The 20,866-nt window shown below is 67.2% G+C and carries 23 protein-coding genes; 12 read left to right on the top strand and 11 right to left on the bottom strand.

Annotated features, from left to right (window positions below; all coding sequences use genetic code 11):
* The first annotated feature begins 149 nt into the window (after nucleotides 1–149).
* The 6 genes from AC1DN2_RS09985 (at nucleotide 150) to AC1DN2_RS10010 (ending at nucleotide 5,913) form a co-directional block, all read left to right on the top strand.
* Nucleotides 150–911, top strand: a complete 762-nt coding sequence (locus AC1DN2_RS09985; protein ID WP_476850208.1) for a lysostaphin resistance A-like protein — start codon at nucleotides 150–152, stop codon at nucleotides 909–911.
* 178 nt (nucleotides 912–1,089) lie between these two features.
* On the top strand, nucleotides 1,090–2,319 hold the full coding sequence (locus AC1DN2_RS09990; protein ID WP_476850209.1) for a S1C family serine protease: 1,230 nt from the start codon (nucleotides 1,090–1,092) through the stop codon (nucleotides 2,317–2,319).
* Nucleotides 2,320–2,358: 39 nt separating this feature from the next.
* Nucleotides 2,359–2,799, top strand: a complete 441-nt coding sequence (locus AC1DN2_RS09995; RefSeq protein WP_476850210.1) for a VOC family protein — start codon at nucleotides 2,359–2,361, stop codon at nucleotides 2,797–2,799.
* A 21-nt stretch (nucleotides 2,800–2,820) separates the two neighbouring features.
* Nucleotides 2,821–3,789 (top strand): 1,4-dihydroxy-2-naphthoyl-CoA synthase, encoded by a 969-nt coding sequence (locus AC1DN2_RS10000; protein ID WP_476850211.1) that lies wholly within the window; start codon nucleotides 2,821–2,823, stop codon nucleotides 3,787–3,789.
* 23 nt (nucleotides 3,790–3,812) lie between these two features.
* Entirely contained in the window at nucleotides 3,813–4,958 is a 1,146-nt protein-coding gene (locus AC1DN2_RS10005) for an AMP-binding protein (RefSeq protein ID WP_476850271.1), read from the top strand.
* A gap of 73 nt (nucleotides 4,959–5,031) precedes the next feature.
* Nucleotides 5,032–5,913, top strand: coding sequence for a 1,4-dihydroxy-2-naphthoate polyprenyltransferase (locus AC1DN2_RS10010; protein WP_079554823.1), 882 nt, complete (start codon nucleotides 5,032–5,034; stop codon nucleotides 5,911–5,913).
* Nucleotides 5,914–6,001: 88 nt separating this feature from the next.
* Here the strand turns inward: AC1DN2_RS10010 and AC1DN2_RS10015 are convergent, their stop codons facing one another.
* Nucleotides 6,002–6,325, bottom strand: a complete 324-nt coding sequence (locus AC1DN2_RS10015) for a DUF4229 domain-containing protein (protein WP_476850212.1) — start codon at nucleotides 6,323–6,325, stop codon at nucleotides 6,002–6,004.
* A 129-nt stretch (nucleotides 6,326–6,454) separates the two neighbouring features.
* Here AC1DN2_RS10015 and AC1DN2_RS10020 point away from each other — a divergent pair, with 129 nt between their 5' ends.
* Entirely contained in the window at nucleotides 6,455–6,883 is a 429-nt protein-coding gene (locus tag AC1DN2_RS10020; protein WP_223913634.1) for a PLD nuclease N-terminal domain-containing protein, read from the top strand.
* Between the two features lie 398 nt (nucleotides 6,884–7,281).
* Entirely contained in the window at nucleotides 7,282–8,271 is a 990-nt protein-coding gene (locus AC1DN2_RS10025; protein WP_476850213.1) for a hypothetical protein, read from the top strand.
* Nucleotides 8,272–8,591: 320 nt separating this feature from the next.
* On the opposite strand, the gene ccsB is transcribed toward AC1DN2_RS10025, so the two are convergent.
* Genes ccsB through AC1DN2_RS10050 form a run of 5 tightly spaced genes read right to left on the bottom strand, consistent with a single transcriptional unit; the run spans nucleotide 8,592 to nucleotide 13,553 of the window.
* Nucleotides 8,592–9,710, bottom strand: a complete 1,119-nt coding sequence (ccsB, locus tag AC1DN2_RS10030; RefSeq protein ID WP_476850214.1) for a c-type cytochrome biogenesis protein CcsB — start codon at nucleotides 9,708–9,710, stop codon at nucleotides 8,592–8,594.
* The gene (gene resB / locus AC1DN2_RS10035) at nucleotides 9,710–11,497 is read right to left on the bottom strand and encodes a cytochrome c biogenesis protein ResB (protein WP_476850215.1); all 1,788 of its coding nucleotides are present in this window, start codon (nucleotides 11,495–11,497) and stop codon (nucleotides 9,710–9,712) included. The genes ccsB and resB overlap by 1 nt, the downstream gene beginning before the upstream one ends.
* Nucleotides 11,497–12,252: a cytochrome c biogenesis CcdA family protein gene (locus tag AC1DN2_RS10040; RefSeq protein WP_028278104.1), complete on the bottom strand. Its 756-nt coding sequence runs from the start codon at nucleotides 12,250–12,252 to the stop codon at nucleotides 11,497–11,499. The genes resB and AC1DN2_RS10040 overlap by 1 nt, the downstream gene beginning before the upstream one ends.
* Before the next feature lie 12 nt (nucleotides 12,253–12,264).
* On the bottom strand, nucleotides 12,265–12,885 hold the full coding sequence (locus AC1DN2_RS10045; protein ID WP_476850216.1) for a TlpA family protein disulfide reductase: 621 nt from the start codon (nucleotides 12,883–12,885) through the stop codon (nucleotides 12,265–12,267).
* Nucleotides 12,886–12,887: 2 nt separating this feature from the next.
* Nucleotides 12,888–13,553: a histidine phosphatase family protein gene (locus AC1DN2_RS10050; RefSeq protein WP_230010601.1), complete on the bottom strand. Its 666-nt coding sequence runs from the start codon at nucleotides 13,551–13,553 to the stop codon at nucleotides 12,888–12,890.
* Between the two features lie 213 nt (nucleotides 13,554–13,766).
* Here AC1DN2_RS10050 and AC1DN2_RS10055 point away from each other — a divergent pair, with 213 nt between their 5' ends.
* The 3 genes from AC1DN2_RS10055 to AC1DN2_RS10065 all read left to right on the top strand — a co-directional run bounded on the left by AC1DN2_RS10055 (nucleotide 13,767) and on the right by AC1DN2_RS10065 (nucleotide 16,410).
* Nucleotides 13,767–14,315, top strand: a complete 549-nt coding sequence (locus AC1DN2_RS10055; protein WP_028278101.1) for a YceI family protein — start codon at nucleotides 13,767–13,769, stop codon at nucleotides 14,313–14,315.
* A gap of 218 nt (nucleotides 14,316–14,533) precedes the next feature.
* Complete coding sequence (locus AC1DN2_RS10060) at nucleotides 14,534–15,313, top strand: hypothetical protein (protein WP_476850217.1); 780 nt, start codon at nucleotides 14,534–14,536, stop codon at nucleotides 15,311–15,313.
* A 212-nt stretch (nucleotides 15,314–15,525) separates the two neighbouring features.
* Nucleotides 15,526–16,410 (top strand): Yip1 family protein, encoded by an 885-nt coding sequence (locus AC1DN2_RS10065; RefSeq protein WP_476850218.1) that lies wholly within the window; start codon nucleotides 15,526–15,528, stop codon nucleotides 16,408–16,410.
* A 65-nt stretch (nucleotides 16,411–16,475) separates the two neighbouring features.
* Here AC1DN2_RS10065 and AC1DN2_RS10070 read toward each other — a convergent pair whose 3' ends face one another.
* The gene (locus AC1DN2_RS10070; protein WP_079555510.1) at nucleotides 16,476–17,171 is read right to left on the bottom strand and encodes a redox-sensing transcriptional repressor Rex; all 696 of its coding nucleotides are present in this window, start codon (nucleotides 17,169–17,171) and stop codon (nucleotides 16,476–16,478) included.
* A 74-nt stretch (nucleotides 17,172–17,245) separates the two neighbouring features.
* Nucleotides 17,246–17,518 carry a glutaredoxin family protein gene (locus AC1DN2_RS10075; RefSeq protein ID WP_476850219.1) on the bottom strand — a complete coding sequence of 91 codons (273 nt, stop codon included), beginning with the start codon at nucleotides 17,516–17,518 and terminating at the stop codon, nucleotides 17,246–17,248.
* A 131-nt stretch (nucleotides 17,519–17,649) separates the two neighbouring features.
* On the opposite strand from AC1DN2_RS10075, the gene AC1DN2_RS10080 reads away from it, so the two are divergent.
* Nucleotides 17,650–18,468 carry an HAD family hydrolase gene (locus AC1DN2_RS10080; RefSeq protein WP_476850220.1) on the top strand — a complete coding sequence of 273 codons (819 nt, stop codon included), beginning with the start codon at nucleotides 17,650–17,652 and terminating at the stop codon, nucleotides 18,466–18,468.
* A 226-nt stretch (nucleotides 18,469–18,694) separates the two neighbouring features.
* On the opposite strand, the gene AC1DN2_RS10085 is transcribed toward AC1DN2_RS10080, so the two are convergent.
* From AC1DN2_RS10085 to AC1DN2_RS10095, 3 genes are all read right to left on the bottom strand, one after another.
* Nucleotides 18,695–18,793, bottom strand: coding sequence for a 30S ribosomal protein bS22 (locus AC1DN2_RS10085; protein WP_003792170.1), 99 nt, complete (start codon nucleotides 18,791–18,793; stop codon nucleotides 18,695–18,697).
* A 205-nt stretch (nucleotides 18,794–18,998) separates the two neighbouring features.
* Nucleotides 18,999–19,220, bottom strand: a complete 222-nt coding sequence (locus AC1DN2_RS10090; protein ID WP_018775046.1) for a helix-turn-helix domain-containing protein — start codon at nucleotides 19,218–19,220, stop codon at nucleotides 18,999–19,001.
* Nucleotides 19,221–19,419: 199 nt separating this feature from the next.
* On the bottom strand, nucleotides 19,420–20,535 hold the full coding sequence (locus AC1DN2_RS10095; protein ID WP_476850221.1) for a 3-deoxy-7-phosphoheptulonate synthase: 1,116 nt from the start codon (nucleotides 20,533–20,535) through the stop codon (nucleotides 19,420–19,422).
* Nucleotides 20,536–20,866: the final 331 nt, after the last annotated feature.

Here is a 20,866-nt window from a genome sequence, read left to right on the forward strand (position 1 = left end):
TCCTCAGTATGGCACCGCCGGCCGTCACTGGGCACTGAGGCCCTAGGGCCCTGGGCACTGAGGCGGGTGCCGCCGTCGGGCGTCAGGTCTGCGATGGCGCCGGGGATCAGCTGGACCGCGTCCTCCTGCCTCGGCGCTAGGCTGGGGGCATGGGCACAGCTCTCCGTACACCACCCGCGCCGCAGCCGGAGCTTTACCGGTTCTCCCGGCTGGATTTCATCACTGTTGGACTCTATGTTGCCGTGGCCGGTCTATTCGCCGTGGCGGGCAGCCTGCTGGAGCCGCTGCTGCTGCAGATATCGCCCAATCCTGCGGTGGCGTCCTACGCGGTGAACCTGATCTTCTACGCAACGGTCGGCGTCCTTGCCCTGACCGCCGCGCGGCATGTTGCGGTCCGTGATCTCCGCGTCCTTGCCACAAGGCCCTGGTTCACGGCCCTCATGGTGCCGCTGACCGTCGTGGCGATGCTCATTCTCACCGCGGTTCTCGTGGCCCTCAGCGGACCTGTGCAGACCTCCGCCAACCAGGCGGGCCTTCAGGCGCTCATGCAGCAGGTCCCGGTCTGGCTCATGGTCCCCCTGCTGGTGTTGGTCGGCCCGTTCGTCGAGGAGTACATTTTCCGCCATTTGCTGATCGGCAAACTGAGCCGCCGGGTCAACCTCTGGGTCTGCTGCATCATGTCCGTGGTCCTCTTCGCGGCCCTGCACATCGTGGGCCAGGAGCAAATGACCCTGCAGGTGCTGATGCCGTACCTTGCCATGGGCGCCGTCCTGGTGTTCGTGTACGTCTGGACCGGGAAGAACGTGATGTTCTCCTACTTCGTCCACGCCTCCAAGAACCTCCTGGCGGTCGTCTTCATCTACGCCATTCCGCCCGAGGTGCTTGAACAGCTGCAGCAAGTGCAGGGGTAACCGAAGCAGCGCGGCGGCGCATGGCACCCGGCTCCCCTCTGGTTGTTCGCCGGCGCATGCGTTATCTTGAGGGCACTTCGCGATGGTTTGGGAGGGCTGGAGCGGCAACCTTGTATTGGGGAGGACTGCCATGAAAGCCCACGCCCACCGAATGTTCGCACTCCCGGCAGCTGCGGCGATGACGACACTTCTCGCGCTGAGCGGCTGCGTGTCCCTTCCCGGCGCCGCACCGACTGCACCGGCTGCACCGGCCACCCCAACGGCCACGTCTGCAGCGCCTGCGACCCCGCCGCCAACCAGCCAGGCGGCCGTCACGGCACCAGACCCGGTCGCTACCGGAAGCCGACAGCCGGGCGGGTGGGCCGGCACCGTCGCGAGCGTCCGCTCCGGAGTAGCAAAGATCAACGTCACGCTGTGCGACGCAGGCGGCGTCGGTACCGGTTTCCTCATCGAGAATGACCTCATCGTCACCGCCGCACACGTCGTGAAGGACCAAGCCGCCATCAGCATCAGCCTCGGAACAGAGATCTCGAGCGCGCAGGTACTCGGTATTGATGAGGCGGCCGACCTTGCCCTTTTGCGCACCGCCCGCCCGGTCAGCGGCCATATCTTCGACTTCGTCAGCGCTCCACCGGCACTGGGCGAAGACGTGGCGGCCCTGGGCTTTCCCCTGGACGCCGACCTGACCTTCACCGCGGGACGCGTCAGCGGACTGAACCGGGAGCAGACAATCGGCACAAGGACGGTCAGCAACCTGATCCAGACCGACGCCGCCATCAATCCTGGAAACAGCGGCGGCCCACTGCTGACCATGGACGGCAAGGTGGCAGGAGTCGTGAGCTCCAAGCGGGCCTGGGTTTTCGGTGCAGGCAGCGAAGGTAACTACAGTGCCGAAGGCACGGCCTTCGCTGTGGATGCCCGCAAGGCTGTCCTCGCCGTCGAGAGCTGGAAGAACCGCACCACTTCGCTGTCCCCGACAAGCTGCGGCCTGCCGGCACCGGCAGACACCAGTGCGATAGACGTTACGGTGAATTCCGATCACCCGCAGGCCGCCAACATCACCCAGAGCCTGGTATTTCATGGCCAGTCCATCAACCGCGGCGCATACGACCTCGCGTTCGCCATACTGACACCCGAGATGCAGGACCGGATGGGTGGACTCGAGACATGGCGGGAGGGGCTCGGCTCGTCTTTCTGGCGCACGCTGGAGGTCGAGGACGTATCCGCTGCCGGACCCGATCTCACGGCGTCCGTCCGGCTGAGGACCGTTCAGGACGCGCAGCACGGTCCCGACGGGCAGTCCTGCTCGGAATGGAAGCTCGACTACCTGATGACCTGGGATGGATCGATCTGGCGGATCGCGGACTCCCTTACGCCGCAAGGGCCTCCGGTGCCTTGCGGCGCCTGAACCCTACCGCCGCGGGCCGCGACGTCGTAGGTTCTTCCCATGACACTGAAAATCCAGATAGTCGTCGACTGCAAAAACCCGCACGAGCTCGCCGATTGGTGGGCCGAAACCCTGGAATGGGCCGTGGAGCCGCAGGATGAGGTTTTCATCCACTCCATGATCGAGCGGGGCTTCGCGACGGAGGCGGAGACCACCACGCACCGGGGCCAGCTCGTGTGGCGCGAGGGTGCCGCGATCCGCCCGCCCGAGGAACTCGACGCCAAGGCGCCCGCCCACCGCGTTTTGTTCCAGATTGTCCCGGAGGAAAAGACTGTCAAGAACCGGGTCCATTGGGACGTGCGGCTCGCGGGAGGGGACAAGGACGCCGTGCGGGCCGCCCTTGAAGCGCGCGGCGCCACGTTCCTCTGGTCCGCCAGTCAGGGACCGCATTCCTGGCACACCATGGCGGACCCGGAAGGCAACGAGTTCTGCATCAGCTGACGCGATTACTAGACTCGGACTGTGAGCAACGAAATCCCCGCCAAGGTATCCGACGTCTTTGACCCCTCCCGGTGGCGCACCGTGTCCGGTTTCGACGACTTCCAGGACATGACTTACCACCGGCAGGTGGAGCGCTCCGCCGACGGGGAGGTGGTCCGGGACCTGCCCACCGTCCGCATCGCCTTCGACCGCCCCGAGGTCCGCAATGCCTTCCGGCCCGGCACCGTGGACGAGCTCTACCGCGCCATGGACCATGCCCGGATGACCCCGGACGTGGCCACAGTCCTGCTCACCGGCAACGGCCCCTCCCCCAAGGACGGCGGCCACTCGTTCTGCTCGGGCGGGGACCAGAGGATCCGCGGCCGCGACGGGTACCGGTACGTAGTACAAAACTCAGCTGACGGCGAGACCAAGGAATCCATCGATCCCGCCCGCGCCGGCCGGCTGCACATCCTGGAAGTCCAGCGGCTCATGCGCACCATGCCCAAGGTGGTCATCGCCGTCGTCAACGGCTGGGCAGCCGGCGGCGGGCACTCCCTCCACGTGGTCTCGGACCTCACCATCGCCTCCCGCGAGCACGGCAAGTTCAAGCAGACCGACGCCACCGTGGGAAGCTTCGACGCCGGCTACGGCTCGGCCCTCCTGGCCCGCCAGATCGGCCAGAAGTCCGCCCGGGAAATCTTCTTCCTGGCCCGTGAATATTCGGCCGAGGACATGGTCCGGATGGGCGCCGTGAACGAGGCCGTGGACCATGGACGCCTCGAGGAGGTCGCCCTGGAGTACGCCGCTGACATTGCCCGGCAGTCCCCGCAGGCCATCCGCATGCTCAAGTTCGCGTTCAACCTCGCCGACGACGGCCTGGCCGGCCAGCAGGTCTTCGCCGGCGAGGCGACCCGTCTGGCGTACATGACGGACGAGGCCGTGGAGGGCAAGGAAGCCTTCCTCGAGAAGCGCGATCCCGACTGGTCCGCTTTCCCGTACTACTTCTAAGGCGCGCTGTGACTTCCGGAGCCATGAACATCGAGCCTGCGCTCAAGGCGCTGGCTGCTGCCCTCCACGGCGAGGGGCCCGCCGTCGAACTCTCCGCCGGGCCGGACGGCTCGCCGGTGCTGGGGTTCCCTGACACGGCCGGCATCGAGGACGCGGCCGTCGTGGTCCGGACCTCCGGGTCCACCGGCACGCCGAAGGCGACCGTCCTGACCGTCGAGGCCCTGGCGGCCTCGTCTGTGGCGACCGCCTTTGCGCTCAAGGGCGAGGGCCAGTGGCTGCTGGCCCTTCCCGTCCAGTATGTGGCCGGCGTCCAAGTGCTGGTCCGCTCGCTTTTTGCCGGGACCCGCCCGTGGGCCATGGACCTCTCCGGCGGTTTTACGCCGGAGGCCTTCACCGCCGCGGCGCTGGAGCTCACGGACAAGATCCGTTTCACCTCGCTGGTGCCCACCCAGCTCCAGCGCCTGCTGGACGCGCCCTCCGCCGAGACGCTGGCGGTGCTGCGGCGCTTCAACGCCATCCTGCTCGGCGGCGGACCCGCGTCCGCGCAGCTGCTCGACGCGGCCCGGGACGCCGGCGTGCGGGTGGTGACTACCTACGGCTCGTCCGAGACCTGCGGCGGGTGCGTGTACGACGGCTTCCCGCTCGAGGACGTCCTGGTCAGGGTGGAGGACGACGGCCGCATCCTGCTGGGCGGGGCAACCATTGCCGCCGGCTATCTTCAGGCCCCAGAGCTCTCGGCAGCGGCGTTCATCGAAGCGGACGGCGTCCGCTGGTACCGGACCAATGACCTCGGTGAACTGGACGCCGACGGCCGGCTCACCGTGCTCGGCCGGGCCGACGACGTCGTCATCACCGGCGGCGTCAAAGTTTCCGCCGCCCATGTCCAGGCTGAGCTGGAAAAGCTCGACGGCGTGCGGGCGGCTTTTGTCGCCGGTGTGCCGTCCGCGGAGTGGGGCCACGCCCTGGCCGCGTACGTCGCGGTGGCCGACAGTTCCCCGGAAGGGCTGGCGGCGTTCGCCGACCGCCGGAACCAGACCTGGGCACCGTCGCTGGGCGCACTGGCCCCGAAAACCGTGCTGCCCGCCGCGGAACTGCTCATGCTGCCCAACGGGAAACCGGACCGGCTGGGCATGACGGTCCGGCTGGACGCCCTCCATCAGGGAAAATAGACAAGCGCTTCCGGCTTCCGGCCGGCAACTCAAACCACCAACGAGCATTCAACCAACCAACGAGGTACTGACCGTGGCCACAGCCGCACAATGGATCCAAGGCGCCCGACTGCGCACCCTGCCGGCCGCAATCGCACCGGTGCTGATCGGCAGCGCAGCCGCCTACGAGATGGATTCGTTCATCCTGCTGAATGCCGTGCTGGCGGCCCTGGTCGCCCTGCTCCTGCAGATCGGCGTCAACTACGCCAACGACTACTCGGACGGGATCCGCGGCACGGATGAGGACCGGGTGGGTCCGCTCCGGCTGGTGGGCTCGGGGGCGGCCAGTCCGGAGCACGTCAAACGGGCCGCGTTCGCAGCCTTCGGGCTGGCGATGCTGTTCGGCCTGATCCTCGTGATCATCACGCAGGCCTGGTGGCTGATCCTGGTCGGCGTCGGCTGCGTGCTGGCCGCCTGGGGTTATACCGGCGGCAAGAACCCGTACGGCTATCTCGGCCTGGGCGACGTCTTCGTGTTTGTGTTCTTCGGCCTCGTCGCAACGCTGGGCACCACGTACACGCAGGCGGGGCAGTTGAGCCTGGCCGCGATCATTGGGGCGATCGGCACGGGGCTGATCGCGTGCGCCCTGCTGATGGCCAACAACGTCCGCGACATCCCGACCGACAGGAAGGCGGGGAAGAAGACCCTGGCCGTGCGGCTCGGGGACAAGCATGCGCGCGAAAGCTATGTGCTGATGCTGGCCGTCGCGATCCTGCTGGTCATCGTCCTGGCCCCCGCCCGGCCATGGATGCTGATCGTGCTCCTGCTGATCCCCGCCAGCCTCATGCCGTCCTGGCTGATGATTGCCGGGCGGCGCCGCAAGAGCCTGATCCCGGTCCTGAAGCAGACCGGACTAATCAACCTCGGCTTCGCCGCGCTGTTTTCACTCGGACTCGTCCTCAGCCACGGCTTCTAAGCCGGGGGCTTCCCGGGGCTTCTAGGCCGCGGGCTCAGGGCCGCGGGCTCCCGGGGCTTGCAGGGCTTCAGGGGACCAGCCCGGGGGCTCAGGCCCCCGGTTGCCGGGAATCTTTGGGGCGGTCGTCCGTGCGGACGGCAATGTCGGGGTTCTCGTCCACGAGGCGGTCTTCGGCCTCGGCGTCGGCCACCTCTCCTGCGCTGCGCATCGGCTTGGCCTTGCCCGAGAGCCGGTGGTGGAGCGTCGCGGTGGCCGCGTCGCGCTGCTTCTGGAAGAACAGGAAGCTGACGGCGAAGGACATCATCCCGGCGCACAGGGCGGCCAGGAGCACCCCCAGCTGCAGGTAGAGAAAGAGCGCAAACAAGGGCGCAAACAGCGCCAGTCGAATAAGGGTGTATTTGAGGAAAGCCACGCCTCAAGTTTAGCCGCCAGGACGGCGCGCTGCTTCGGCCATCCCGCTCCCCTCGTCCGCGGTGCCGGCAGCCTGCACCCGGGCATAGTGACCGGCGCCGTCGAGGCGCCCGACGGCTAGACTGAAGGTATGCTCCGTGTAGTGGTTCCGATCGTCATACTGGCCGTGTTTGTCTATGGACTGGTGGACCTCATCCGCACTGACGCGCGGCTGACCAGGGGCATCTCCAAGACCGCCTGGATTTTCGTGCAGGTCCTCCTCCCCGTGGTCGGCGCCACGCTGTGGTTTCTCATGGGACGCCCCCGGGCCACGGACACCGCACCGGTCGCCTACAGCCACCCGGTAGCGCCCGATGACGACCCCGAGTTCCTGCGCAACCTTGAGATCCGCCACCGCAACCAGGCCGAAGCCGACAGGCTCAAGAAGCTCAAGGAAGAACTCGACGCCAAGGACCGCAAGAACGACGCCGGCAACGCGGAAGCCGGCGGCAGCGAAGGCGCCGGCGGTGCCCACGAACCCGGCGACGCCGGAACGCCCGGCACCGACGAGGTCAAGTAACAATCACGTAGCAGTCCAGTAGCACCGTTCCGTGCATCCATCTGCGGCCGTTCGCCCCAGATGGCCGGAATTCCACGCTCCAAGCGGCCACCTCCGGCCAACGGCCGCCACTCATCCGCGCCCGCCCCTGCTGCCCACACCGCCTCGGGCCATTGCGTCCGCGCACCGGGCTCAGACGCCCCTTCCCATCTCCGGCCGTCCCCCGTCACCCCGGGCATCCATCTGCGGCCGTTCGCCGCAGATGGCCGGAATCCCACGCTCCAAGCGGCCACCTCCGGCAAACGGCCGCCACGCATCCGCGCCCGCCCCTGCTGCCCACACCGCCCACTTCTCCCCCACACCCTGCCCGCGCTGTGGATAACCTCCAAGCCCCATCGGCGCGGGCGCAGAATGCCCGTATGCGCCCGCCCAGTGAGCTCCCCCCGCATCTTCGAAACCAGCCCTTCACCGTGGCCGAGGCCCGCACTGCCGGGGTGGGGCGACGACGGACCCGGGCCAGGGATCTCGTCAGCCCCTGTTACGGGGTGCGCGCGACCGCCGCCACCCCGGACAGTTTGCTGAAACGTGTGCATGCCCTGACGGCCGTGACGGGCGCAATCGTGAGCCACCTGTCAGCGGCAGTGCTGTGGGGATTTCCCCTGCCGCAGGCCTTGGAGAACCTGGCTGTCATCCATCTGACGAGTCAGCCGGGCCAGCGGGCGGTGCGGCATAAGAATGTGGTGGGCCATCAGCAGGCACTCGAACCGGAGGAGATCGTGGCTGGGGTAAGGGTTAGCTGCACCTCCCCACTGCGGACGTGGTTCGATCTCGCAGGCATACTAGGCCTCGATGACTTGGTGATCGCCGGAGACTTCCTGCTGCGGCGGAGAAATCCATTGACCACGATCCAGGAGCTGGACGAGTTCCTCGCCGGGAAGCAAGGCAGGGCGGGCTACCGGCGGGCTATGCAGGCCCGGTCCCTGATACGCGCCGACACGGACTCCCCCAAGGAGACCGAACTCCGGCTGCTCCTGATTCGGCATGGCCTGCCCGAACCCGCAATCAACGTGCCCATGTTCGATGAGACCGGCGGCTGGATCCAGGACCCGGACCTCGCCTACGAAGAAGAAAAGATCGCGATTCAGTACGACGGCGGGCATCACGCCAGTCCGGCCCAGCGTCGCAGCGACATCTTCCGGGATGAGAACGCGAGGGACGCCGGGTGGCGCGTGGTCGTATTGACCCAATGGCACTTGACCCCGCCCGGCCCTGGGATGGAGCCGGCCGCGGTTACCCGGGTGCGTGCGGCGCTGTTGGAGCGCGGCTGGACTCCCGGCCCGGGCCCTAAGCCCGGGCAACGTCAGCGTGCCCGCCCCCAGACGCACCGATCTGACGCGAATGGCCGCTAAGCGCATGGACTGAGCGGCCATCTGCGGCGAATCGATGGGGCGGGCCCGCGCAGCCACCTCCGGGCCCGCGCCCAGTCGCCCGGCCCCAGCCCACGGCCGCGGCAGCCGTGCCCTCACACCCCCCCATGCCGCACCGCCCAACCCCCGTGCAGCGTACCGATCTGACGCGAATGGCCGCTAAGCGCATCGGCTTAGCGGCCATCTGTGGCAAATCGAGAGAGCGCGGGCCCACACAGTCCCGGAAGGACCCGGAAGGACCCCGAAGCACCCGGCCCGGGTGCGGTTATGGGCCCGGGTGCGGTTATGGGCCGGGGTGCGGCTTACAGTCCCGAGTAGGAATGCAGGCCGTTGAAGAACTGGTTCACGATCGTGAAGTTGAAGACCACGCACAGGTAGCCGACGATCGACAGCCAGGCAGCACGGGTTCCGGTCCAGCCGCGGGTGGCGCGGGCGTGCAGGTATCCGGCGTAGACCACCCAGATCACGAACGTCCAGACTTCCTTCGTGTCCCAGCCCCAGAACCGGCCCCAGGCTTTCTCCGCCCAGATGGCGCCGAACATGAGCGTAAACGTCCAGCCGACGAACGCGATCGCGTTGATGCGGTAGGACAGGTTCTCCAGGCTCAGGGCGTTCGGGACCAGGCGCATGAACCCGAGCTTGTCGGCTCCGCCGGCGGCGATGGTCTTCTGCCGGTGCGACTGCACGAGCTGCAGCGCGGACATCGCGAAGGTCAGGGTGAACAGGGCCGAGGACATTACCGCGATGGAAACGTGGATGATCAGCCAGTAGCTCTGCAGCGCCGGCACAAGGTGGCCCACAGGGGTCCAGAAGGCGATGGAGGCGGCAACCAGCATGATGATGGCCAGGCCGATCACGAACGTGCCCAGGAAGCGCAGGTCGCGGCGGATCAGCACCAGCAGGAAGACGGCCACGGCCACGAACGCGCCCGTGGTGAGGAATTCGTACATGTTGCCCCACGGCACCCGGCCGGCACCGAGCGCGCGGGTGATCACGCCGGCCGCATGAATCGCGGCGCCGAGGACGGTCAGCGCGACGGCCACGCGGGCGGGGGCACGCCGCTCGCCGGCGTAGCGCATGCTGCCGTCGGCGGTCTGGCCCGCGCCTGCGGCGGTGCCGGGGCGGGAGGTGGCCGACGTCGGACGCTCGGCACGTCCCGCCGGGCCGCTGACGTCCGCATCGGAGCGGGCGGCGTCGGCTCCGGCGGCCACCGCGCCGACCCCGACGGGAACGCGCGCGGCATTGGCCTCGGCCGCCGCGCCGGAGAGCTCCGCGGCCTTGAGGTCCACCGCGCGCAGCGTCTTGCTGCTCTTGGCCAGGTCCCAGGCGAAGGCGATGAACGCCACTGTGTACGTGCCGGCGGCCAGCAGCATGAACAGCTCGCTGTACTGGCCCATGGTTTCGTTGATCGAGAACGGCATTACTGATCCTTCTTCGACTCGGAAGAGCCGGCTGTTGACTGGATGAAGTCTTCTGCGGGTTGTTCAGGAGCGGCGTGCGTGCCGCTGGCACCGGTGCTGCCTGTTGCCGTGCTGGCCTTATCCGCCCGGTCATTATCCGCTGTTGCGCTGGGAGCGGGCTGGGAGCCGGTCGCGGCGTCATCGCCCAACAGCCAATCGTCGGAAAGGAGTTTCCGGATTGCCGCGGCCTCCCCGGCCAGGCGGTGGTCCTCACCGCGGGCCAGGAGACCGTACTCCACCATGGTGCGGCCGTCCTCGTGGGTGCCGGTGCGGACCCAGACACGGCGGCGGTTCACATAGAGCGAGGTCACAAGCCCGGCCACGGCCAGGAGCGCGAAGATCAGGGCGTACAGCTGGCCGGGGTTGTGGTGGATGTCCACGCCGATGTAGCGCTTGACGCCGTCGAAGCTGATGGAACCCTTGCCGTTCGGCAGCGTGTAGCTGCTCCCGGGCGCCAGGACGATGCCCTTGGTGTCCAGGTTGCGGGCGTTGAGCGGCGTCAGTTTCTTGACGTCGAGCTCGAAGACGTTCTGCGGGGAGCCCGAGTCCAGGCCGAGGTCGCCGAAGTAGGAATTCAGGGTCAGCTGCGGGTTGATGAGCTCCGGATCACCGCTGAAGGACACGCCCTTGTCGGTGACAAACGCCGTCGGCAGGAAGAACCCGGCGAAGGCGAGCTGTTCGGGTTTGGCGTCCGGAACCTTGATCACCACGGAGGAGTAGTAGTTCTCGCCCTGGAGCTTGGCCACCACGGGTCCCTGCATGGCAACATTGCCCGCGCCGTCGCGAATCGTGACGACGGGAGCGTAGCCGTTCCCGGTGAGGTACACGCTGGTGCCGCCGAGGCTGAGGGGGTCGTTGACCTTGAGCACCTCCTTCTTGGCGGGTGCGTCCGGGTTTTCTTTCGTGGTCACGGCGGCGGTGAAGTCGATGGGCTGACCGAACTTGCCCTTCGATTCACGGTCGAAGGTGATGTCGAACTTATCCAGCTGGACCGAATAGGGCTGCAGCTGGCTGCTCTGGAAATTGGTGCCCGGGGTGAACTGGTCGTAGCCGACGAGGGTGTTGACGAACGTGTCGCCCTCCACCAGGATGCGCTGCCCGCTGTAGCCGAAGAGGCCGCCGGCCGCCACCGAAACCAGCACTCCGATCAGCGCGGTGTGAAAGACGAGGTTGCCGACTTCCTTCAGGAAGCCGCGCTCGGCGCCCAAGGACGGGCGGGCGCCGTCGCGGTCCCGCACGTCGACGCGGTAGCCGCGCTTTTTCAGCAGCTCGGCGGCGTCGGTGATGGCGGCCGACGCCGGGATCCCGGCGTCGGCCGGAATCACCAGGGTGCCGTATTCGGGGAGCCTGGACAGGCGGGCGGGGGTGCGCGGGGGCTGGGAGCGCATCGCTTTGTAGTGCGCGATGGCGCGCGGGATCACGCAGCCAATCAGCGAGACGAACAGCAGGATGTAGATCGCGGAAAACCAGGCCGAAGAGTAGACGTCGTAGAGCTGCACCGAGTCCAGGATCGAACCGTAGTCCGGGTGGTCCTTGATGTACTGCGTGACAATCGCAGGGTTGGCCGGGCGCTGCGGGAACAGCGAGCCGGGCACGGCGGCGACGGCCAGCAGCAAGAGCAGGAACAGGGCTGTGCGCATGCTGGTCAGCTGCGTCCACGCCCACCGGAGCATGCCCAACGGACCCAGCGTGGGCAGGACGGCCTCGGGCTTCGGGGACTTCTTCTTTTCGTTCACGCGCTCGCTCATCAGATTGGCAAATTCACATCGGTTTGGAACCAGTACTGCAACCCGGAGACCCAGGTGCCCCACACACCGCTCGCCATCAGGATCCCAAGCAGGATCAGGATGCCGCCGCCAGTGCGCTGGATGGCGAGCCGGTGGTTGCGGAAGAAGGACATCACGCCAATGCCGCGGCGCACGGCCAGGGCGATCAGCAGGAACGGGATTCCCAGCCCAAGGCTGTAGACGAACGCCAGGAACGCTCCCTTGGCCGCCGAGGAGCCGCCGGAGAGGCTAAGGAGCTGGACGGCCGAATACGTCGGACCGATGCACGGTGCCCAGCCCAGCCCGAAGGTGATGCCCAGCAAGGGCGCGCCCCAGAGACCGGCCGGGGGTTTGGCATGGATCTTGGCATCGCGCTGGAGCCAGCCGAAGCCGCCCATGAACACCACGCCCATGACGATCACCAGGACGCCCAGCAGCTGGGTGATCCACATGTTCTGCGAGCCCGTGATGAAGCTGCCCAGCTGCCCGAAGGCGCCGCCGAGCAGCACGAAGATCACGGAGAAGCCCAGGACGAACAGCCCGATGCCGGCCAGCATGCGCCCGCGCCTTTGCTTCTGCAGGTCGACGCCGGTCAGTCCCGTGACGTAGCCCAGGTATCCGGGCACCAGCGGGAGGACGCAGGGCGAGAGGAAGGAGACCAGTCCGGCCAGCAGCGCGACGGGAATGGCAAGCAGCAGCGATCCGTTCAGGATGGCTTCGGCGAAGGGGCTGTTCACGGTGGGGCCGCGCTACTCGGCCACGGCGGCGGCGATGAGGGACTTCAGGGTGCCCTGCTGGATTTCGCCCAGGACCCGGGAGGCGACGCGGCCCTGCTTGTCCAGCACGAGGGTGGTGGGCACGGCGCCGGGCGGCACGAGGCCGGAGACGGCCAGCAGCACGGCGCCGTCCTTGTCATTGAAGCTCGGGTACGTCAGGTTGAAGGTCTTGTCGAACGCGTCGGCCGTGGCCTTCTCATCGCGCAGGTTGACGCCGAAGAACTGTACGCCCTTGGTCTTGAATTCCTGGTTCAGCGCCTCGAGGGAGGGCGCCTCTACACGGCAGGGGGCGCAGGCGGCAAACCAGAAGTTCAGCACGGTGACTTTGCCGGGGAAGTCCGCCGACGTGACGGCCGTGCCGTCGAACAGCGTCCCCTTGAGCGCCACGGGGCTCTTGCGGTCCGCGACGGCGAACTCGGTCACGGACCCGTCGCCGGCCACGTAGTTCTTGTTGTCTCCGGCCTTGGCCTGTTTGGCGAGGGCGTCGTCCTGGGCGCAGCCGGACAGCCCGAACACCGCGGCCAGCGCGGCCCCGCCGGCGGTCAGGACGCTGCGGCGGGACAAAGGCATGTATTCGCGGCGGTTCGCGGCCATGGTCAGGCTCCCGGGGTGCTGGCGGCACCGGGCAGCAGGGCGGCAGCGGGCTCGCTGTAGTCGACGCGCACGAGGCCGCCGGCGTCGTCGAACACCAGGGATGTCAGGGACGTCAGGGTGCATTCGCGCTTGCGCGGGTCGTGCCACAACGGCCGGCCTTCGGCGCTGAGCCGCGTGGCCCAGATGGGCAGCTGGTGGCTGACAAGGATGGCTTCGGCCCCGTTGCCGCCCAGCTCGATGGCACGGATGCGTGCGTCCTGGACGGCCGCGATGACCCGCGCGGCCTGCTCCTTGTACGGCTCACCCCAGGAGGGCCGCAACGGGTTGTACAGCCGGGCCCAGTGTTTGGGACGCAGCAGCTCCGCCTTCGAGACGCGAAGGCCCTCAAAGTAGTTGGCGGCCTCGATGATGCGGGATTCGGTGGCAATCTCCAGGCCCAGGGCGTCGGCGATCGGCTGCGCCGTCTCCTGCGCGCGGGTCAGTGGGGACGCGGCGAGGTGGACGATCCTGGCCCCTTGCGCGGACCGCTCCCTGAAGTGTTCCGCCAGGGTGCGGGCCATCTCCCGGCCGAGTTCGGAGAGGTGGAATTCCGGCAGCCTGCCGTACAGGACACCATCGGGATTGTGGACCTCGCCGTGGCGGAGCAAATGAACAGTGGCTTGGGGCATGTCTACCAGTTTCTCAAAGATGCCGGTCGATCTGAAATCTTCTACGGGAGGTAGAACTGATGAGTTTGGAAAAATGTTCCCCGGAGTTGGAATAAAAGATGCAAATGCATGTTTATACTGGGTGAAGCAGTTAGTTGAGATTTCAACCAATGATGCTTCAACTGGCGATCAGACGAACCACCGCAGTACCAACCCGACTCAAGGAGAACCACCATGGCACTTCCCGCAAACGTCACCACCGGCACCTGGACCCTCGACCCGTCGCACAGCGAGATCGGCTTCACCGTCCGCCACGCCGGCATCAGCAAGGTCCGCGGTCAGTTCACCGACGCCGCCGCCACCCTGGACCTCGCCGAGAACGTCACCGACTCCAAGGTCAACGCCTCGATCAAGACCGCAAGCTTCGACTCCGGTGACGCCAACCGCGACGGCCACGTCCGCGGCGAAGATTTCTTCGACGTCGAGACGTTCCCGGAGATCTCCTTTGTATCCAACACCATCGTCCCCAAGGGCGACGCCTACGAGCTCCAGGGCGACCTCACCATCAAGGGCATCACCCGCCCCGTGGCCCTCGAGACCGAATTCAACGGCGTGGCCGTCGATCCCTTCGGCAACACCCGCGCCGGCCTCAGCGCCGAAACCACCATCAGCCGCAAGGACTTCGGGCTGACCTGGAACGCCGTCCTCGAAGCCGGCGGCGTGCTGGTCAGCGACAAGGTTGCCATCAACCTGGAACTGGCCTTCATCGCTCCCGCAGCATAGCCAGCATCAAGCACGGTCGCGGCCCGGTCACTCCCGTCCGCGCCTGACGGCCGACGCCGGTCAGCCGGCTCCAGCGCCCCGCTTCATCTTCGCGATGAAGCGGGGCGCTGTTGTTTTTCGCCGCTGCTGCCTGCCCCTCTTGGGCGTCGCCGTCGGGCACCGCGACGCGGCTGCAGACTCCCTAGATAACAGGGAAACGGCGGTCTACAGTGAGAGCCATGAGCAACCCGAGTGATGTACCTCCGCAGCAGCCGGGCGCCCAGCCGCCGGCGTCGGGCAGCGTCCCGCCCGCCGGCCCACCGCAGCTTCCCGCCAACCCGCCGCCCCCTCCCGGGTACCAGGCACCGCCGCCCGGGTACCAGGCACCGCCTCCCGGATACCAGGCACCGCCGCCCGGATACCAGGCACCGCCTCCCGGATACCAGGCACCGCCTCCCGGGTACCAGGCACCGCCTCCCGGGTACCAGGCACCGCCGCCGGGGTACCAGGGCCAGCCGGCGTCGGCCGGCGGATTCCGCTTCGAGATGCCCACCGACCGCCCCAGGAACTTCGGCGATGCACTGCCTGCCGGCGGGCTCTCCGGCATGTTCAAGGTCGCTGCAATGCCCACCGAGCTGAAGGTCTCCTACTGGATCTGGCTGATCGGCGGGCTCCTGGGCCTCCTCGGTGGAGTCATCGGGTTGTTCGGGTCCTTCGTCCTGGTCGCCTTCGCGCCGGCGATCGGGCTCCTGGTGCTGCTGCTCGTGATCGTGGCGCTCGCACTGGCAACCGCTCAGATCATCCTTGCCATGAAGATGAAGGAAGGCCGGGAATGGGCCCGCTTCGCCCTCACCATCCTTGCCGGCATCTCCCTGGTGCTGACACTCATCAGTTCCGGCATCGCCGACGGCCGGGCGGGCGGAGGCCTGCCGGGCTTCCTCATCAGCCTCGTGGCGACCGTGCTCATGTGGCTGCCGAATGCGCAGGCCTGGTTTGCCGCCAACCGGGGCCGAATCTAGGCCTGCCGCCGCACAGGGCACCCGCGGATTCGTGGCAGCGCCAGGGCTCCCCCGCCGCCACGCGCCGGCCATCGAAAGAGGCTTGAGAATACCTCTCCGGAATGATCCACACGGCGGCCGGCCCGCGGTACGGTTGAGCTAAACCATGCTGGGGGCAGGGCAGGATCTCTGATCCCGGTGGCCGATTCGATCGACACGCAAAGGACCGCTTCATGAGCAATCCCCCAGTCCAGCCCCCGCCTCCCAACGGCTCCGAGCCGGGCGGGGAATCCACTCCGGCGCCGCAGTACGGCCAGAACGCCCCGCAGGCACCGCAGACGCCGCAGTACGGCGAGCAGACACCCCCCGCCTACGGCCAGAACGCCCCGCAGGCACCGCAGTACGGCGAGCAGACACCCCCCGCCTACGGCCAGAACGCCCCGCAGGCACCGCAGTACGGCGAGCAGACACCCCCCGCCTACGGCCAGAACGCCCCCCAGACGCCGCAGTACGGCCAGAACGCCCCCCAGACGCCGCAGTACGGCCAGCAGACACCCCCCGCCTACGGCCAGAACGCCCCCCAGACACCGCAGTACGGCCAGTCGTACGGCCAGTCCCCCTACGCCCAGTACCCGTCCCAACAGCCGCAGGCTCCGGGCGCGGTTCCCCAGTTGGTCAATACGTCGTTCTGGCTGATCATCGCAGCCGGAGCCTTGTGGGTCATCTCCATGCTGGTATCCCTGGGAACCCTGGACACCCCTGCCGTCAGGGACATGTTCGAGCAGCAGATGGCAGCGAGCGGCACGAGCGTCGATTTCGAATCCATCAAGGGTGTCCTGATCGGCACGATCGTGGTGTTTGCCGCCATCAGCGCCGGGCTGTACGCCCTCGTGGCATTCAATGTCCGCAAGGGCAGGAACTGGGCCCGCATCCTGGGCACCGTGTTCGCCGCGTTGTCGGTCTTCAACATCATCCCGCTCAGCCTCGCCACCCTGGCGGCACTCGTGGGCATTGCGGCTATCGTGCTGCTTTACCTGCCCGCGGCAGCGCCGTATTTCCAGAAGCGGCAGCCCTTTGCCAACCCCTATGGACAGCCCGGAGCCCCCTTCGGGAAGTAGCTTCGCCAGGAACCACCCAGCGGGGTACCACTCAGCGGGCGCGGGAACCGGAGGGCTGGCCGATCTTAGTCGGCGTCTTCCGGGTCCTGCGCCCTCTGTGCGTGGTAGGCCAGAATCTGCAGTTCCGTTGCCATGTCCACCTTGCGGAGGTTAACTCCCGGGGGGACCTGCAGCATCACCGGCGCGAAGCTGAGGATGCTCCGCACGCCGGCGGCTATCACCCGGTCGCAGACGTCCTGGGCCACCGCCGCGGGCAAGGCGAGGACCACCATGTTGGCACCGGTACGCTGCAGTACCGGCTCAAGGTCGGCGGCGTCGCTGACCCGCAGCCACCCGACTTCACTGCCCACCACCATCTGGTCGGCGTCGAAAATCGCCACAATGTCAAAGCCTCGAGACTCGAATCCGCCGTACCGGGCCAGAGCTTTGCCGAGGTTGCCCGCACCGACGATCGCGACTTTCCAGTCGTGCGTCAGCCCGAGGGCAGCGGCGATGTTGCGGTTGAGGTACTGGACCTCATAACCGACACCCCGGGTTCCGTAGGAGCCGACATAGGAGAGGTCTTTGCGCAGCGTCGAGGAGCTGACTCCGGAGGCCTCGGCCAGCGACTCGGACGAGACCCGGTCCACCCCGTCAGCCAGCAGCGTGGTCAGGGCGCGCAGATAGATGGTCAGCCGGGCCACGGCCGCGGGCGGAATCTGTTTGGCCGCAGTCCCGGCTCCCCCGGGGACAGGCCCGGGAGATGAATCCAGCGAAGTCACTATCTGCTCCATTGCGTCGCGTTGTGCTTCCCACTCTAGAGCCCCCGCGCATCACGCAACAAAGCACCCCGCCGTCAGGAGGCCTTGTCGAGAACCCGTTGCAGGGTCCGGGTCAGGCGGGCCTCGTCGATCTTCCAGAAATCCCGCTGGACGCCGTCGACCAGCACCACCGGGATCTCCTCGGCGAAGCGTTCCCGCAGCCCGGCGTCGTCGTCCACCGATTTTTCCGACCAATCTAGTCCGAGCGCAGCGGTGACCCGGCCGACGGCGGCGCGCGCCTCGGTGCACAGGTGACAGTCGGCCTTGGTGATCAGAACTACATCAGGTAAGTGTGCGGGTTTGGCCATGCATCCACCGTAGCCCGGCGGCCACTTCGGCGTCGACGCGCGGAGCAGTCCGCCCGGGTTTGGGGCCGTCCTGCCGTCGCGTCGCGCGTCCCGCGGGCGGCCGGGGGCCCGTCATTGACTAGACTCGTGGCATGCCCGAGGAGAAATACGTCATTGTGGCCAATGAGCCTGCTGCATCGACGCAGCACGGCGAGGCCGCATTTTTCGACGTCGACAACACCCTCATGAAGGGCGCAAGCCTTTTCCATGTCGCCCGCAAGCTTTACCAGCGTGGCGCCTTCACCCTGCCGCAGGCTGCCGGGTTCGCCTGGAAGCAGTTCATGTTCGTGCTGCGCGGCGAAAACATGGATGACGTCCATGCAGTCCGCGATTCCGCCCTGACGCTGGCCGCCGGCATCACGGCCAAGGACATCGAGGCGTTGGGCGAAGAGGTCTACGACGAGATGATTGAGTCGCGGATCTGGCCGGGGGCAAAGGCCTTGGCCGAGCAGCATCTCCGGGTCGGGCGCAAGGTATGGCTCGTCACGGCGACGCCGATCGAGGTGGCCACTGTCATTGCCGCCCGGCTGGGCCTGACCGGGGCGCTGGGCACAGTGGGCGAGATCATGGACGGCTCGTACACGGGACGGCTTGTGGGCGAGATCCTCCATGGACCGGCCAAAGCGGTCGCAGTCCAGCAAATTGCCGAGGAGCAGGGCCTGGACCTGAGCCGCTGCTGGGCGTACAGCGATTCCCACAACGACATCCCGTTGCTGAGCATGGTGGGGCACCCCGTTGCCATCAATCCCGACTCCAAGCTGCGCCGCTACGCCCGCGAGCACAACTGGCCGGTCTACGACTTCCGTGCAGGCCGGCGCGCCGCCACTCTGGGCTTCAAGGCCGCAACGGTCGGAGGGGCCATCTACGGCCTGTGGCGGGGGTTCTCCCGCTTCCGCGGCCCCAGCCGCTAGGCCGCCCGCGGCTTCCGCTGCGGATTCGGACAGGCGTGGCGCGGATCCGGGCCGCCGTCCTCTGATTCCGCAGCCCGCGTCCGAATCCGGTGCGAATCTACGCGCCACCTCCTCGCCACCTCCTCGGCGTCGCCCCGGCTGGCCCCAACGCAAATCAACCGCCGAAGGCAAGAAAAATGCCCGTCGCCTGGAAGGCAACGGGCATTTCATGCATTTCGAAGTATTGCTACTTCTTATTGCGACGCTGGTGGCGCGTCTTGCGAAGCAGCTTGCGGTGCTTCTTCTTGGCCATACGCTTGCGACGCTTCTTAATAACTGAACCCACGAAAGTTCCTTACCGGCTAGATGCAGTACCTGCCTGTTGGGAAGGGTCCGCGGGCTAAGCAGCAGACTGAAACAACTGACAGGTTCTTACAATGACGTAAAACGTTCCTTAACAGGGTACCGCCTCTGCGAGGCACCCCACGACCGCGGGCCCCGTGCGGGACCCAAAGCAGTCGATTCACGCTGTGATTGTTGCCGCTGACTGATCAGCCAGTTCCGGCGTGGCCGTCATTCCGGTCGACGACGGCACCCTTGAGGTACTGCTCGACGGCGTTTTCCGGCACGCGGTAGGAGCGGCCGAACCGCACGGCCGGCATCTCCCCCGAATGCACAAGACGGTACACAGTCATTTTCGATACCCGCATAAGTTCCGCGACTTCGGCCACGGTCAAAAAACGGGCCTTGGAGAAGTTGGCCTCCGTAGACATTTCCCTATTCCTTTGCTCAAGCGAACGGCAGCCCCACCTGTTGACATGGCGGTGTGCCGATGCTGAGCCATCAAACAACCATGTGTTAGCAACACTAGTTGCTCATGGTGCCAAAGTGAAAGACTTCCTCAGGAATCCCCACACGATTTCCGCAGGAATCTCGAAAATCCCGCGGCACGCTCCTCCTCCTGCTCCTCCCTCAGGCACGGGTCCGCCGCCTGCGGGCCGAGGCGGCCAGCTGGCCCAGTACCGACGCCGTCACGTCCCAGTCCATGCAGGCATCAGTGACGCTCTGGCCGTAGACCAGCCCCTCCCGTCCGGAGCCGGTAACGGCGTTGACATCAAGGTTCTGGGCCCCGCCCACCAGGAAGCTCTCGAGCATGACGCCGGCGATGGCCCCGGCGGCGGCTCCGGCATTTTCCAGCTGCGCACCGATTTCGAGGGCGACCTCGGCCTGGCGGTGATGGTTTTTGCCGCTGTTGGCGTGGCTGGCGTCGACGATCAGACGGGGGTTGAGCTGCTTCGCGGCGAGTTTCGCTGAGGCCGCTTCAACATCGGCGGCTGAGTAGTTGGGGCCATTGCGCCCGCCGCGGAGGATGACGTGGGTGTCCGGGTTGCCGGCGGTAGCCACAAGCGCCGCCCGGCCGTCGTCGTCGATCCCGAGGAACGCCTGGGCGGCAGCGGCGGAGCTGCACGCGTCCAGCGCCACCTGGAGATCGCCGTCGGTCCCGTTCTTGAAGCCGATCGGCATCGACAGCCCGGAGGCCAGCTGGCGGTGGATCTGGCTCTCCGTGGTGCGGGCGCCGATCGCGCCCCAGGCGACCAGGTCCGCGACGTACTGGGGGCTGATTGGCTCAAGGAACTCGGTGGCGGTGGGCAGGCCGAGGGCGGTGACCTGGCGCAGGAAGGACCGGGCCGCGCGCAGGCCCGCGGCGATGTCGTGGCTGCCGTCCAGCCGGGGGTCGTTGATCAGGCCCTTCCAGCCCACCGTGGTGCGCGGCTTCTCGAAGTAGGTGCGCATGACGATCAGCAGGTCTTCGCGGTGCTTCTCTGCCTGGCTGACCAGCCGGCGGGCGTATTCCAGGCCCGCCTTGGGGTCGTGGATGGAGCAGGGGCCCACGATGACGAGCAGCCTGTCGTCCACACCGTCCATGATGGCCCGGACCTCGTCCCGGCCCCGCCCGACCACCTCGGCCAGGCGGGCCTCCAGGGGCAGTTCCGCCATGAGGTCCTGCGGGGTGGGCAGCGGGGTGAACTCGCTGACGCGCAGGTTCGAGGTGGAGTGTTGGGGGCCGGTGGCTGCTTCGATGCTCATATTCGGGTCCTGTTCCGGGTGCGGAGCGGGCCCTGGTCAGAACCCGCCGAAGAAATGGCGAAGGGCAGAGAATAATCTCTGCCCTGTTGGCTCTGAAGGAAAGTTGGATGCGTGTCAGTTAGACGCGGGCCCCTCCAGAGCCAACGAAAAATACGCATACCAACGGTTAGTCATAGCGTTGACCATAGCCCCGGAGCCGCGGCCGGAGCAAACGCCGGACGTAACAATCCGCGGGCGGCCAGTTCCGGGCGGCCAGGACCAGGTCCGTGGTCGCCGGGCAGGCACGTCGCGGCGGTGTTCGCCGGCACTGCCGCGAAATGACATCTCGACG

The organism is Arthrobacter sp. 01L42, from assembly GCF_056400005.1.

Excerpts from the sequence above, each read along its gene's own strand:
- AC1DN2_RS10050 (WP_230010601.1), bottom strand. The coding sequence starts at position 13,553 with ATGCCCCAAGCCACTGTTCATTTGCTCCGCCACGGCGAGGTCCACAAT.
- AC1DN2_RS10045 (WP_476850216.1), bottom strand. The coding sequence starts at position 12,885 with ATGGCCGCGAACCGCCGCGAATACATGCCTTTGTCCCGCCGCAGCGTC.
- AC1DN2_RS10005 (WP_476850271.1), top strand. The coding sequence starts at position 3,813 with ATGAACATCGAGCCTGCGCTCAAGGCGCTGGCTGCTGCCCTCCACGGC.
- AC1DN2_RS09995 (WP_476850210.1), top strand. The coding sequence starts at position 2,359 with ATGACACTGAAAATCCAGATAGTCGTCGACTGCAAAAACCCGCACGAG.
- AC1DN2_RS10020 (WP_223913634.1), top strand. The coding sequence starts at position 6,455 with ATGCTCCGTGTAGTGGTTCCGATCGTCATACTGGCCGTGTTTGTCTAT.
- AC1DN2_RS10080 (WP_476850220.1), top strand. The coding sequence starts at position 17,650 with ATGCCCGAGGAGAAATACGTCATTGTGGCCAATGAGCCTGCTGCATCG.
- AC1DN2_RS09990 (WP_476850209.1), top strand. The coding sequence starts at position 1,090 with ATGACGACACTTCTCGCGCTGAGCGGCTGCGTGTCCCTTCCCGGCGCC.
- resB (WP_476850215.1), bottom strand. The coding sequence starts at position 11,497 with ATGAGCGAGCGCGTGAACGAAAAGAAGAAGTCCCCGAAGCCCGAGGCC.
- AC1DN2_RS10090 (WP_018775046.1), bottom strand. The coding sequence starts at position 19,220 with ATGTCTACGGAGGCCAACTTCTCCAAGGCCCGTTTTTTGACCGTGGCC.
- AC1DN2_RS10055 (WP_028278101.1), top strand. The coding sequence starts at position 13,767 with ATGGCACTTCCCGCAAACGTCACCACCGGCACCTGGACCCTCGACCCG.
- AC1DN2_RS09985 (WP_476850208.1), top strand. The coding sequence starts at position 150 with ATGGGCACAGCTCTCCGTACACCACCCGCGCCGCAGCCGGAGCTTTAC.
- AC1DN2_RS10095 (WP_476850221.1), bottom strand. The coding sequence starts at position 20,535 with ATGAGCATCGAAGCAGCCACCGGCCCCCAACACTCCACCTCGAACCTG.
- ccsB (WP_476850214.1), bottom strand. The coding sequence starts at position 9,710 with ATGCCGTTCTCGATCAACGAAACCATGGGCCAGTACAGCGAGCTGTTC.
- AC1DN2_RS10065 (WP_476850218.1), top strand. The coding sequence starts at position 15,526 with ATGAGCAATCCCCCAGTCCAGCCCCCGCCTCCCAACGGCTCCGAGCCG.
- AC1DN2_RS10060 (WP_476850217.1), top strand. The coding sequence starts at position 14,534 with ATGAGCAACCCGAGTGATGTACCTCCGCAGCAGCCGGGCGCCCAGCCG.
- AC1DN2_RS10025 (WP_476850213.1), top strand. The coding sequence starts at position 7,282 with ATGCGCCCGCCCAGTGAGCTCCCCCCGCATCTTCGAAACCAGCCCTTC.
- AC1DN2_RS10075 (WP_476850219.1), bottom strand. The coding sequence starts at position 17,518 with ATGGCCAAACCCGCACACTTACCTGATGTAGTTCTGATCACCAAGGCC.